The organism is Rhodococcus ruber (genome assembly GCF_016804345.1).
GTDB lineage: Bacteria > Actinomycetota > Actinomycetes > Mycobacteriales > Mycobacteriaceae > Rhodococcus > Rhodococcus ruber.
Genome location: NZ_CP044211.1, coordinates 2,984,638 through 2,997,375, shown reverse-complemented (window position 1 = coordinate 2,997,375; position 12,738 = coordinate 2,984,638). Strand labels below are relative to the sequence as shown.

Here is a 12,738-nt window from a genome sequence, read left to right as displayed (position 1 = left end):
GATCCCCGGGTTCCGGTCACTGGGGTTCGCCGTGCCGTTGCCCGGGCTGCGGCTGCACCCATCCGCCCGTGATCGGCTCCGACGGCGGCAACGCCGCCGACGAGGGCTCACCGCCCCGGCGCTCGGCGCCGGTCGGGTTGTGCACCGCCGGATCGACCGGTTTGCGGGCGACGGCCTCGGCGGCGGCGACGGCCTGCGCGACCTCCGGATCCCGCGCGGTGGAGAACCAGTCGGCCACCTCGTCGGTGTCCTCCTCCGGTCGCGGGAGCCGCTCGTCGACCGGGCTCGGCTCGAAGCGGAACACCCCGTCCTCGCCCGGCGCACCGAGATGCCGGGCGAAGCCCTTGAGGGCATCACCGAAATCGCTCGGCACCATCCACACCTTGTTCGCGTCGCCCTGCGCCATCTGCGGCAACGTCTGCAGGTACTGGTAGGCGAGCAGCTCCGGGGTGGGCCGGCCGGACTTGATCGCCGCGAACACCTTCTCGATGGCCTTCGCCTGGCCCTGCGCCTCGAGGTACTTCGCGGCGCGGTCACCCTGAGCGCGCAGGATCCGCGACTGGCGGTCGGCCTCCGCCTCGAGGATGGCCGCCTGCTTGGCGCCTTCGGCCGACAGGATCCGGGACTGCTTGTCACCCTCGGCGGTCTTGATCGCCGACTCCCGGTGCCCCTCGGCGGTGAGGATCATCGCCCGCTTCTCCCGGTCCGCCTTCATCTGCTTCTCCATCGACTCCTGGATCGACGGAGGCGGATCGATGCTCTTGAGCTCGACCCGGGCCACCCGCAGACCCCAGCGGCCGGTCGCCTCGTCGAGCACCCCGCGCAGCTGGCCGTTGATCGAGTCCCGGGAGGTGAGCGTCTCCTCCAGGGTCATGCCGCCGACGACGTTGCGCAGCGTGGTCACCGTCAACTGCTCCACCGCCGCGATGTAGTTGCTGATCTCGTACACCGCCGCCTGCGGGTTCGTCACCTGGAAGTACACGACCGTGTCGATGCTCAGGGTGAGGTTGTCCTGGGTGATCACCGGCTGCGGCGGGAACGAGACCACCCGCTCGCGCAGATCCACCTTGGCGCGGATCCGGTCCACGAACGGGACCAGGAACGTCAGCTGACCCGACACCGTCCGGTAGTACCGGCCCAGCCGCTCGATCACCGCAGCCTCGGCCTGCGGCACCAGCGCCACCGATTTGACGACCACCAGCGCGACGAACGCCACGACAACGGCGAGCACGATCAGCGCTTCCATCTACGGTCCCTTCCACACGACGGCCGTCGCGCCGTCGATCTGCATCACGGTCACGGTCGTGCCGGGCGGGTACACCTCGGTGACGTCGAGCGGACGCGCCGTCCACACCTCCCCGTCCAGCTTCACCTGCCCGGAATGCGCGGCCACCTCCTCGAGCACCAGCGCCTGCTTGCCCGGCAGGGCGTCCACGTTCGTCGCCTTCGCCGGTGGCAGCGCGTAGCGGCGGCGCAGCACCGGCCGCACCCCGCCCAGCAGCACGAGCGACGAGACCGCGAACACCAACGCGTCGGCCCACACCGGCAGGTCCGTCGCAGCGGACACCCCCGCCGTGGCCAGAGCGGCCGCACCGAGCATCAGCAGGACGAAATCGCCCGTCAACGCCTCCGCGGCGGCGAGCACCAGCCCGGCGATCAGCCAAATCAATGCCGACACGACGCCATCCAACCACAAATCGGACATCCCGGGTGGAACCGCAGGCCAGGGCCGCGGTGCCGTCAGTCCCCGGCGGGCTCGGTGACGAAATCGACGAGCTGCTCGACCGCCCCGATCAGCGGCGCCTCGAGATCGCGGAAGCTCGACACCGCCGAATAGACGCGACGCCACCCGTCCTGCGGGCTGCCCCACCCCAGTGCCCGGCACACCCCGGTCTTCCAGTCCTGTCCACGCGGAATCGTCGGCCACGCCTCGATGCCCAGCGCCTTCGGCCGCACCGCCTGCCACACGTCGACGAACGGATGCCCGGTGACGAGCACGTGCGGCCCCAGATTCGCGGTCAGCCGCTCCTCCTTGGAACCGGCGACGAGGTGGTCGGCGAGCACCCCCACCCGGCGACCGGGACCGGGGGCGAACCCGGCGAGCCGCTCCCCCAGATTGTCGAGACCCTCGAGCTGTTCGACCACGACACCCTCGACACGCAGATCGTGCCCCCACACCCGTTCCACCAGGGCGGCGTCGTGCACCCCCTCCACCCAGATCCGGCTGCCGCGCGCGACCCGCGCCCGCAGCCCGGCGACCTTCGTCGACCCGGACGCGGACCGGCCGGCGCCGGCCGCCGCGGGGTGCGGCGTGGGCCGCACCAGGGTCACCGGGCGGCCGTCGAGGAGGAACGCCGCGGGACGCAGCGCGAACAACCGGGTGCGCCGCGCGGCGTCCTCGAGCCGGACGAAGTCGCCGTCGTAGGTGCGCTCGAAGCCGACGACTGCACCGCACCACCCGGACGCGGCGTCCTCGACCACGAGGTCCTTCTCGGCAGCCACCTCGGGAACTGCGGGTCTACGGGCGCGCGGATGGCCGGCGAAGATGTCGCCGCCGTACATGTCGGGACTCACCCGCGCCACGTTAGGGCCGCCGCGGCCGCAGCCGCGGGAGGGCACGCCGACGGTCGTGACTGCGCCGTCGCGACGGCGCCTATGCTCGGAAACCGTGAGTTCCCCCGGTCAGACCCTGACGGTGTGGGCCGGTTCCTGGCTGGCCGGACACGCCGCGCCCGACGACGTCCTCGACGCCCTGCACGCCTGGGCGCCGCTGCACCTGGTGGTCTCCCACGACGAGCCCGCCGGCGACGTCTCCGGCGTGCCCGCACGCTCCCCCGTCGACGGCGCCGCCGTGCTGCTCACCGCGCTGCGCCGGGCCGACCCGGCCGGCGCGGACGGGATCCGGCTGGTGCTGCCCGCCCCCGGCGACGTGCGCGGCCTGCCCCCGGGCACCGCGCTGGCCCGCGCCGCGGTCGCGGCCGGCGAGGCGGTGCTCGCGGGCGCACCCGGAACACCCGGTCTCGGCTTCGTCCCCTCCGTGGAGGGCCCGGACGTGCTGCGCTGGACCCTGTTCGCGGTCCCGGCGGTGCCCGAGCCGCCCGCCGAGCCCGGCCTCGGGGAGGCCGAGTTCGCCATGCGCGAGGCGGTGCGGGAGGCCGCGACCAGGGTGGGCGGGGTGCTGACCGTGGGCGCCGGCGGCCGCGCCGCCGATCCCCGGGAGCAGATCGCAGCCGAGATCGCCGAGCATGCGCGGCACCGCTATCCGGAGTCGATGCCCGAACGCGCCGCCCGCATCCTCGACTCGGCCGATCAGGTCGCGGCGATCCTCACCGTCGCCGGCCGCGGCGCGGAACCGGACGCGGCCTCGGCCACCGGGCAGGCGGCGCGGGAGCAGGCGCTGCGCCCGCTGTGGGCCGCCGTGCGCGCCGCCCGCCTCGGGGCGGTGGCGGCCACGGTCCGGGCCGGCCATCACGCCTGACGCACTGCCGGCGACACCCCGCCCGGGACGTCCCCCGGCACGATGGCGCTCTTCTCCGTCCGGATCGCCGCCCGCACCACGATCAGCAGCAGCAACGACACCGCGAACCCGGCCAGCGCGCCGAACTGGCGCAGGTCGAACAGGAACACCTGGGTGACGAGCAGGTTCACCGCGACGGAGGCGTACAGCAGCCGCAGCGCGGACAGATCGCGGTGCCGCGCGAGCTGCCAGAGTCCGGCCACGATCAGCACGGCGCTCACGGCACCGGAGAGTTCGGCGCCGATCTCGGAGATGCCGGCGTCCTCGGCCTCCCACCCCGACCCGGCCAGTACGATCGCCAGTCCGACGAGGGTGTGGGCGGCGTGCACGGCGAACACCACCAGCACGAGCCGGCGGGCCGCGGCGGTCGCCGCCCAGGCCGTGACCCGATGCTCGATCCGGTCCCGGGCCGCGGCGATGCGCCCGTCGAATCCGGTCGTCGCCGCGACCGGCGCGGCCAGCGCGGCCCGTACCGAGCCGGCCAGCTCACGCTGCGCCGGATCCTGAACCCCTGCCAGGACGTCCAGCGCGCGGCGGCGCCCGAGCTCGTCGAGCCGGCCGAGCACGAGATCGGTCAGCGCCTCGAGGCCGACGGCGAGGCGCTGCCGGTCGGTCGGGCCGCGCCGCGCCAGTGCCACGCGGGCACCGAGGTAGAACGCGACGAGCACCACGTACATCACGGCCACGGCGGGCCGGAAGAAGTAGTCGACGTCGGTGGTGAGGAACTTGCCGACCTCGTCGAGGAACAGCCCGAAGCCGATCCCCCCGAGCAGCGCGGCGCGCATCCGCACCCGGCTGCCGTGCCGGATCAGGGCGCCGACGAGGGCGACGGCCATGAGCAGCCCACCCCACAGCACGTGCGCGATGTGCAGGGTGCCGCCGCCGATCTGCGGATAGCCGGTCGCGGCGAGGTAGCCGCGGGTGACGAGCACGGTCGCGACGGTGGCGACGAGGAAGACCTCGACGCGGGTGAGGGCGGCGTCGTCGACGGTCATGCCGACATCTTCCCCCGGGTCGTGGCGGCCGAGCCCGATATCGGCGCGACCGCCTGCCCGTCCGGCTCGGGGCACCGGGCAGCACGGTCGGCGAGTCGACCCGGCGCGGCAGGTGGTGGCTGTCGGCCGGAGCCCGCACGCCGGGCCCGCGGGCCGGGCCCGCCCGGTCAGCGGCGCGGCCGTGCCGGGGGCCGGCAGCATTCGGGGGCGCAGAGCTCACCGTTGCACCCGACGCCGAGCAGCGGTTCGGTGCCGCGCCGCACGGGGGCGGCACCGTCGAGGCGTTCGCGCACCAGCTCACGCACCATCTGCACGAACCGCGGGTCGGTGCCGGCGGTGGCGGCGCGGACGAATGCCATGCCGAGTTCCGCGGCCCGGTCGCGCGCCTCGGTGTCGAGATCCCAGACGACCTCGAGGTGGTCGGAGACGAATCCGACCGGCACGACGACGACCGCGTCGATGCCGCGGGCGTGCAGAGCGTCGAGGTGGTCGACGATGTCCGGCTCGAGCCACGGCACCTGCGGGGGTCCGGACCGGGACTGCCACACCAGGTCGTGGTCGCCGGTGCCGGTGGCGGTGGCGACCAGGCGGGCCGCCTCGGCGACCTGCCGGCTGTAGAGGTGCCCACCCAGATCGGGGGGGCCACCGGTGGCGTCGGCGGCGGTGGGCACCGAGTGCGCGGTGAACACCAGGCGCGCCGCGTCGCGACGGTCGGCGGGCAGCTGGGCCCGGGCCGCGGCGACGGCGTCGGCGACGGCGGCGAGGAAGAGCGGATGATCGTAGAAGTGCCGCAGCTTGGTCAGCGCGGGCGCGTCGTCGCCGACGGCGGCGCGGGCGCGGGCGATGTCCTCGTGATACTGCCGGCACCCCGAATAGCCACCCCAGGCCGAGGTCGGGAACACCAGGGCGTTGCGCACCCCGTCGCCGCGCATGGCCGCGACGGTGTCCTCGATCATCGGGTGCCAGTTGCGGTTGCCGAAGTAGATCGGCAGGTCCAGCCCGGCGGCGGCGAAATCCACCTCGAGACGCGCGATGAGGTCGCGGTTGAGGGCGTTGATCGGGGACACACCGCCGAAGTGCAGGTAGTGCTCGGCGACCTCGTCGAGGCGTTCGGGTGGCACCCCCCGCCCGCGGGTGACGTTCTCGAGGAACGGGCGCACGTCGTCCGGCCCTTCCGGGCCGCCGAACGAGAGCACCAGCAGCGCGTCGTACGGCTCGGGGGTACGGGTCATGGCTCGACCCTAGGCGCCGGCACCGAAGCCGACCTGGGAATGGAAGCCCCCGTCGACGTAGACGATCGACCCGGTGGTGCCGGGCAGCCAATCCGAGAGCACCGTGCACACGGTCTTGGCGACGGGCGTCGGATCCTCGACGTCCCAGCCGATCGGGGCAGCCGCGGACCAGCCCTCGTTGAGCCGGTTCATCTCCGCCCCGGGACCGGTGGCGTCGCCGGCGATGGCCTTGGCGGCGAGGGTCTTGATCGGCCCGGCGGCGACGAGGTTGGAACGGATGCCGCGGCCGCCGACCTCCTTGGCGACGTAGCGGTTGACGGACTCGAGGGTGGCCTTGGACACGCCCATCCAGTTGTAGAAGGGCACGGCCCGGGCCGGGTCGAAGTCCATGCCGACCAGGGACGCACCGTCGCTGAGAACGGGCAGCAGCGCCTTGGCCAGTGCGGCGTAGGAGTAGGCGGACACTTCGAGGGCGACGGCGACGTCGGTCCACGGCGCGTCGAGGAACGGGCTGCCGAGGCAGGAGCGGGGCGCGAACCCGATCGAATGCACCACGCCGTCGAGGCCGTCGGGGGCGAGTTCGCGCACCCGGTCGGCGAGGGTGGCGAGATGCTCGGTGTTCTGCACGTCGAGTTCGAGGGCCGGCGGCACCGGCTGCGGCAGCCGCTGCGCGATGCGGTCGATCAGGCGCAGCCGGTCGAAGCCGGTGATGATCACCTTCGCGCCCTGTTCCTGCGCGACCTTCGCGGTGTGGAAGGCGATGGAGGCGTCGGTGATGATGCCGGTGACGAGAATGGTCTTGCCCTCGAGCAGTCCGCCCATGAGTGTGTCGGTCCTCCAGTGAGTTTCGGATGTGGTGGCGTGCGCCGGTGTCAGTGGCCCATGCCGAGGCCGCCGTCGACGGGGATGACCGCGCCGGAGACGTACGCGGAGTCGTCGGACGCGAGGAAGCTGACGACGGCGGCGACGTCCTCGGGTCTGCCGAGACGCTGCAGCGGGATGAACTTCTTCGCGGTGTCGCGGACGTCGTCGGAGAGTTCGGCGGTCATGTCCGTCTCGATGAAGCCGGGCGCGACGACGTTGGCCGTGATCGACCGCGAGCCGAGTTCGCGGGTCACCGAGCGGGCCAGGCCGATGACGCCGGCCTTCGAGGACGCGTAGTTGATCTGCCCCGCCTGACCGGCCATGCCGACGACCGAGCCGAGGAAGATCATCCGGCCCCAGCGCCCTCGCAGCATCGCGCGGTTGGCGCGCTTCGCGCACCGGAACGCACCGGTGAGGTTGGCGTCGACGACCTTCGTGAACTGGTCCTCCGTCATCCGCATCAGCAGCGTGTCGTCGGTGATGCCGGCGTTCGCGACCAGAACCTCGACCGGTCCCTGGTGCTCTTCGACCTCCTTGAACGCGGCGTCGACGGAGTCGCTGTCGGTGACGTCGCAGCGGACGGCGAACAGCCCGTCCGGGGCGCCGGAGCCGCGGTGGGTGACGGCGACCCTGTGGCCGTCCGCCTGCAGGCGGCGGGCGACGGCGAGGCCGATGCCACGGTTGCCACCGGTGACGAGAACCGAGCGGGGGGTGGCCGCGGGGCGCGGCGATCCGGCGGGGCTGCTTGCGTCAGTCATGGGGTCAAACCCTATCTGGTGGCGGTACGGGTCGGTAACAAGGCGCCCCGAGCGGCGGACGGACCGGCTGCTACGCAGGTCAGGGCAGGCGTTGGCGCAGCAGCAGGGCGGCGCCGACCCCACCGGTGACGGCGAGGACGCCGAGGATCAGCCAGGGGCGGCTGGCGTCCCCGCGGGTGGTCTCGTACCCGATCTGTTCCTCGAGGGTGTTGTAGGCGTCCTCGAGTTCCTGCAGGTTCGACGCGGTGAAGAAGGTGCCGCCGGAGAGGTTTGCGATCTCCTTGAGGGACGGATCGTCCACCGGAACCGGGATGCGTTCGTTCTCGATCGAGACGGTGCCGTACTCGGTGCCGAAGGAGATCGTCGAGACGGGCACGTCCTTGTCCGCGGCCTGCCGGGCGGCGGTGAATCCCCCGCGTGGGTCGTCGGGGCTCTCCGGGACGGTCTGCTTGCCGTCCGAGAGCAGCACGATCCGGGCCGGGGGTGCCTGGTCGCCGCCGCCGAGCACCGCGGCGAGGGTGTCGACGGACTGCAGGGCCGTGAAGATCGCCTCGCCGGTGGCGGTGCGTTCGCTCAGCTGCAGGTTGTCGATCGCGGTCTTGGTGGCCTCCCGGTTGGTGGTGGGCGAGACGAGCACCGACGCGGTGCCGGAGAACGCCACCAGGCCGAGATTGATGCCGGGTGTCAGGTCGTCGGCGAAGGACTTGGCGGCCGCCTGCGCGGCGGCCAGACGGGTCGGCTCGACGTCGGTGGCCTGCATCGACAAGGACACGTCGATCACCAGGACGACGGTGGCGCGGTTGCGCGGGACCCGCTGTTCGGCGGTGGGCCCGGCCGCGGCGACGGTGAGCAACGCGAGACCGGCCAGCAGCAACGCGACCGGGACGTGCCGGCTGCGGCCGGGCCGCTGCGGCGCCACCTTCTCGAGCAGTTCGAAGTTGGTGAACCGCAGCGTGTGCCGCATGCGGCGGCGCTGCACCGCCACGTACCCGGCGGCGAGGGCGAGGACGACGGCCAGGAACAGCAGCCACCACGGCGCGGTGAAGTCGGAGATGCTCACCGGGCCCCCTTCACGGGCGCGCCGAAGCTGTGGCGGCGGGCGGCGACGAACCGGACCACGTCGTCGATCCAGTTGCGGTCGGTGCGCAGGCTCAGCAGGGGGGCGCCGCAGCTGCGGACCGCCCGGCGGACGGCGTCGCGGTGTTCGGTGGCGGCGCGCGCGTAGTCGGCGCGCAGCTGCTCGGTGGTGGTGAACTCGCGGGTGCGCCCGGTTTCGGGGTCGTGCAGCACGACGTCGCCGAGGTCGGGGAGTTCGAGATCGCGGCGGTCGAGGACTTCCACCGCGAGCAGGTCGTGCCGGCCGGAGAGGGCACGCAGCGACCGTTCCCAGTCGAGGGGGCCGAGGAAGTCGCTGACGACGACGACGAGGCCGCGGCGCCGCTGCGGGCGCCGCAGCGACTCGATCAGGCCGCGCAGGTCCCCGCGGGTGCCGTCGGGGGCGTGCGGGGTCGTCGCGATGGCGCGGAGCATCGCCTGCGTGTGCAGCTGGCCGCCGCGGGCGGGCACGCGGCGGGTGTGCGCCCCCGTCCCGACCACCGCGCCGATCCGGTTGCCGCCGCCGCCGGCGAGGTAGCCGACCGCGGCGGCGGCGGCCACGGCGAGGTCCCGCTTCTCACAGACCCCGGTGCCGAAGTCGAGACTGGGCGAGAGGTCGATCGCCAGCCACGTCTCGAGCTCGCGGTCGGCGACGGTCTGCCGCACGTGCGGGTGGGTGGTGCGAGCGGTGACGGACCAGTCCATCTGGCGCACGTCGTCGCCGGGCTGGTACTCGCGGGCGTCGCCGGGCTCGGAGCCGGGGCCCGGGATGAGTCCGAGGTGGTCGCCGTGCAGCACGCCGTCGAGGCGGCGCCGCACCGTCAGCTCGAGGGTTCGCAGCGCCGCAGTCAGGGCGGGGTCACGCAGCTCGCCGGAACGGAAGGTCGGCGGAGTGACCGGGGGGCGTCGGCTCACCGCTGCCCCGCACCGGCCTCCGGCCCGGGCATCCCTGCCGCCGGCGCGGCCGCGACCCCGACCGGCGCCGGGGCGGGGACGGGCGGTTCGGCCTGCGGGGCCACCTGCGGCATGCCGACGGTCTGCAGGATGCGGGCGATGATCTGGTCGGGCGAGACGTCGTCGGCGAGGGCGTCGTAGGACAGCACCAGCCGGTGCCGCAGCACGTCCGGGATGACGTCGACGACGTCCTGGGGCACGACGTAGTCGCGGCCGCGCAGCAGCGCCAGGGCCCGCGCGGCGGAGATGATGCCGAGCGTCGCCCGCGGGGACGCTCCGTAGGCGATCCAGCCGTCGACCTCGGTGAGACCGATCTCGCCGGGAGCGCGGGTGGCGAAGATGACCCGCACCACGTAGTCGACGAGGGCGTGGTGGACGAACACGCGGTTGGCGACCTGCTGCAGGCGGATCAACTCGTCGCTGTCGAGGATCTGTTTGGGTTCGGGTGCCGCCACCCCCATGCGGTAGACGATCTCGCGTTCCTCCTCCACCGTGGGGTAGTCGACGAGGACCTTGAACAGGAACCGGTCGCGCTGCGCCTCCGGCAGCGGATACACGCCCTCGTTCTCGATCGGGTTCTGGGTGGCCATCACCAGGAACGGGTCCGGCATGGGGAAGGTCCGGCCACCGATCGTGACGTGCCGTTCGGCCATCACCTCGAGCAGGGCGGACTGCACCTTCGCCGGGGCACGGTTGATCTCGTCGGCGAGCACGAAGTTCGCCACGACGGGGCCGAGTTCGGTGTCGAAGGCTTCGCGGCCCTGCCGGTAGATGCGGGTGCCGACGAGGTCGGTCGGCACGAGGTCGGGGGTGAACTGCACCCGCGAGAACGATCCGCCGACGACCTTGGCGAACGTCTCGACGGCGAGGGTCTTCGCCACGCCGGGGACTCCCTCGAGCAGCACATGGCCGCGGGCGAGGACGCCGACGAGCATCCGCTCGACGAGCCGGTCCTGACCGACGATCACCCGTTTGACCTCGTAGATGGCCTGTTCGAGCAGCCGCACATCGTGTGCCTGGTCCGACGTGCGGCCCGCCTCCCCGGTCGGGGCGGACGCGGCGGTCTTCGCGTCCGACGTTGCCGTGCCCGACGTGCCACCCTCGCGTGAGGTCACCAAGAATCCACCGCTTTCGCCTCGTTGCTGCTGGAAGTCACCTACCCACACCACTATTCCAGGTGGCGGACGTCGGCGCCGTCGCCGAGCCGGTGCCCGCGGTCACCGGTGTCGGACGAGCCTCCTCCGGCCGGGTGGGAGCAGTGTGTCAGGACACCATCCGTACCACGTACGGGGTCATGCCGTCCCAGCGTACCGGTGAGATCTTCACGTGCGAACCCGACTGCGGGGCTTCGATCATCTGCCCGTCGCCCAGGTACAGGCCCACGTGCTGGCTGGCGTTCGGGCCGTAGAAGATCATGTCGCCGCGGCGCATCTGAGCCGACGGCACCTGCTCGCCGGCGGTGTACTGGTAGCCGGTGTAGTGCGGCAGCGAGATCCCGATCCCGGCGAACGCGTAGATCATCAGCCCGGAGCAGTCGAAGCCGACCTTGTTGTAGTCGCCGTAGCTGTCCGCGACGCCGCCGTCGCGGATGCCGAGGGTCGGACCGTTCTCGTCGCCACCGCCCCACGCGTAAGGCACCCCGATCTGGGACATCGCCCGGTCGATCACCGTCTCGACGGCGGCCGCGCCGGTGAGGGTCGAGCCCCGCTCGGGGCTGGTCCGGGGCCGGCTGCGGGTGGGCGGAGTGGTGGTGGTGTCCTCCTCCACCACCGGGTCGGCGCGGTCGGGACTCGTCGCGTCCTCGGAGCCGGACTCGTCGCTGCCGTCGGTCGACGAGTCGCCCGAGCCGTCGGTGCCCGCACCATCGCTGCCCGAGCCGTCGCTGCCCGAGCCGTCGCTGCCCGAACCGTCGCTGCCCGAGCCGTCGCTGCCCGAATCGTCGGTGCCCGAGCCGTCGCTGCCCGCACCATCGGTATCGGACCCGCCCGTACCCGACCCGTCCGCGCCGGATCCGTCGGCACCGGATTCGTCGGCACCGGATTCGTCGGCACCGGATTCGTCGGCGTCCGATCCGTCCTGCCCGGACGTGGCGCGCCCAGGCCGGGTCGTGCCGGAGGTCGGCGGCAGCGGCGACTCGAACCCGACCTCGGACTCGCCGGAGTCGGCGGCCGCGGCCTGGGGCCGCACGTAGCCGTCGATCTGGGTGTGGGGGCGCTGCCCGTTGGCCAATTCGGCCGCGCGGGCATTGGCGTCGGAGTCGGCGGCGACGCGTCGGGCGGCGTCGGCCGCCGCCTGCCGCGCGGCAGCCTCGGCCGCCGCCGTCGCGGCCTCCTCGGCCTGCCGCTGCCGATCCCACTCCGCATACTGCGCGCGCTGACCCTCGAGTCCGGTGACGGTGCCGCGGGCCCGGTCGAGTTCCGCCTGCGCCTGTGCGCGGTCCTGTTCGATGCGTTGCTTCTCGGCCGTCTGCGCGGCCAGCGCGGTGCGCGCCTCGCTGATGGCGGCCTCGGCGGCGGCACGACGTTCCTCCGCCGCCGCGGCGGCGGCGTCCGCTTCCTGCTTGCTGGCGCGCGCTCGCGAGTCCCGGTTGGCCTGCTCGGTGCGGGCACGTTCGAGCGCGTCGAGGACGGCGGTGCGGCCCGCGGAGAGCAGACGCATGATCTGGGCGCGGTCGAGCAGATCGTCGGGCCCGGTGGAGCCGATGAACGAGGCGAGCGAGGCGACATTGGTGCCCTGGACGTAGCTGTCGCGGGCGAAGGCGTCGAAGTCCTGCTGGGCCTGCCGGATCCGGGTGCCCGCGTCCTTCAGCGCCTGCTGCGACAGGGTGACGGCGTGGGCGGCGGCGTCGGCGGCGTCGCGGGCGGACTGCAGGTCGACCAGGGCGCGGTTGACGTTCTCCCGTTTGATCGCCACCTGGTTCTCGAGTTCGGCGAGGTGCTGGTCGGCTGCGGCGATGCGGAGGATGAGACCGCCCACCTGGTCCAGCCCGGCGGCGACGGCACCCCCGGCGGCCGCGAGATCGGCATCGCTCGGATTGGGTGGCGGGGGCGGGACCGCCCCGGCGGACGCGGCAGTGCCGGCGATCAGCGAGGCGGCCAGGCCGATGCCGAGGACCAGCCGCGCCGTGCGGGGCAACCGGCGTCTTCGGGGCGTCCGCGACGACTGCCGGGACATCGCCTGCCGTATTCCGCTACGCCTCACATCGCCCTCCCTCGGTCGCGCCGGCGGGACGCACCCGAGCGCAACCGGGAAAGGGGTCGGTGCAGCAGCGATCCACCACGGACGAGGCCGCGGTTGCACCGCTCGACGGCCCGGCGTCGACT

Annotated in this window: 12 protein-coding genes; 1 reads left to right on the top strand and 11 read right to left on the bottom strand. The window is 73.2% G+C overall.

All coding sequences use genetic code 11. The annotated features are described in order from the left end of the window. Window positions 1-16: 16 nt before the first annotated feature. The 3 genes from F1734_RS13955 to F1734_RS13945 form a co-directional block, all read right to left on the bottom strand. Complete coding sequence (locus tag F1734_RS13955) at window positions 17-1,246, bottom strand: SPFH domain-containing protein (RefSeq protein ID WP_003934929.1); 1,230 nt, start codon at window positions 1,244-1,246, stop codon at window positions 17-19. Continuing rightward, window positions 1,247-1,678 carry an NfeD family protein gene (locus F1734_RS13950; protein ID WP_003934930.1) on the bottom strand — a complete coding sequence of 144 codons (432 nt, stop codon included), beginning with the start codon at window positions 1,676-1,678 and terminating at the stop codon, window positions 1,247-1,249. A 62-nt stretch (window positions 1,679-1,740) separates the two neighbouring features. Continuing rightward, the gene (locus F1734_RS13945) at window positions 1,741-2,562 is read right to left on the bottom strand and encodes a DUF3097 domain-containing protein (protein ID WP_010595055.1); all 822 of its coding nucleotides are present in this window, start codon (window positions 2,560-2,562) and stop codon (window positions 1,741-1,743) included. Between the two features lie 106 nt (window positions 2,563-2,668). Here F1734_RS13945 and F1734_RS13940 point away from each other — a divergent pair, with 106 nt between their 5' ends. Next, window positions 2,669-3,478, top strand: a complete 810-nt coding sequence (locus F1734_RS13940) for a hypothetical protein (protein WP_010595056.1) — start codon at window positions 2,669-2,671, stop codon at window positions 3,476-3,478. On the opposite strand, the gene F1734_RS13935 is transcribed toward F1734_RS13940, so the two are convergent. From F1734_RS13935 to F1734_RS13900, 8 genes are all read right to left on the bottom strand, one after another. Beyond that, complete coding sequence (locus F1734_RS13935; RefSeq protein WP_203010693.1) at window positions 3,469-4,512, bottom strand: hypothetical protein; 1,044 nt, start codon at window positions 4,510-4,512, stop codon at window positions 3,469-3,471. The two genes, F1734_RS13940 and F1734_RS13935, sit on opposite strands and share 10 nt — an antisense overlap. Before the next feature lie 167 nt (window positions 4,513-4,679). Then, a complete protein-coding gene (locus tag F1734_RS13930) occupies window positions 4,680-5,744 on the bottom strand; it encodes a ferrochelatase (protein ID WP_010595058.1) in 1,065 nt (354 codons plus the stop codon). A 9-nt stretch (window positions 5,745-5,753) separates the two neighbouring features. Next, on the bottom strand, window positions 5,754-6,566 hold the full coding sequence (gene inhA / locus F1734_RS13925; protein ID WP_017682356.1) for an NADH-dependent enoyl-ACP reductase InhA: 813 nt from the start codon (window positions 6,564-6,566) through the stop codon (window positions 5,754-5,756). 50 nt (window positions 6,567-6,616) lie between these two features. Next, window positions 6,617-7,366: a 3-oxoacyl-ACP reductase FabG1 gene (gene fabG1 / locus F1734_RS13920; RefSeq protein WP_010595061.1), complete on the bottom strand. Its 750-nt coding sequence runs from the start codon at window positions 7,364-7,366 to the stop codon at window positions 6,617-6,619. A gap of 79 nt (window positions 7,367-7,445) precedes the next feature. Beyond that, window positions 7,446-8,426, bottom strand: a complete 981-nt coding sequence (locus tag F1734_RS13915; protein WP_010595062.1) for a VWA domain-containing protein — start codon at window positions 8,424-8,426, stop codon at window positions 7,446-7,448. After that, a complete protein-coding gene (locus tag F1734_RS13910; RefSeq protein WP_010595063.1) occupies window positions 8,423-9,376 on the bottom strand; it encodes a DUF58 domain-containing protein in 954 nt (317 codons plus the stop codon). The genes F1734_RS13915 and F1734_RS13910 overlap by 4 nt, the downstream gene beginning before the upstream one ends. After that, window positions 9,373-10,530: an AAA family ATPase gene (locus F1734_RS13905; RefSeq protein WP_010595064.1), complete on the bottom strand. Its 1,158-nt coding sequence runs from the start codon at window positions 10,528-10,530 to the stop codon at window positions 9,373-9,375. Before F1734_RS13905 ends, F1734_RS13910 begins: the two co-directional genes overlap by 4 nt. A 148-nt stretch (window positions 10,531-10,678) precedes the next feature. After that, window positions 10,679-12,589, bottom strand: a complete 1,911-nt coding sequence (locus F1734_RS13900; RefSeq protein ID WP_203010692.1) for an NlpC/P60 family protein — start codon at window positions 12,587-12,589, stop codon at window positions 10,679-10,681. Window positions 12,590-12,738: the final 149 nt, after the last annotated feature.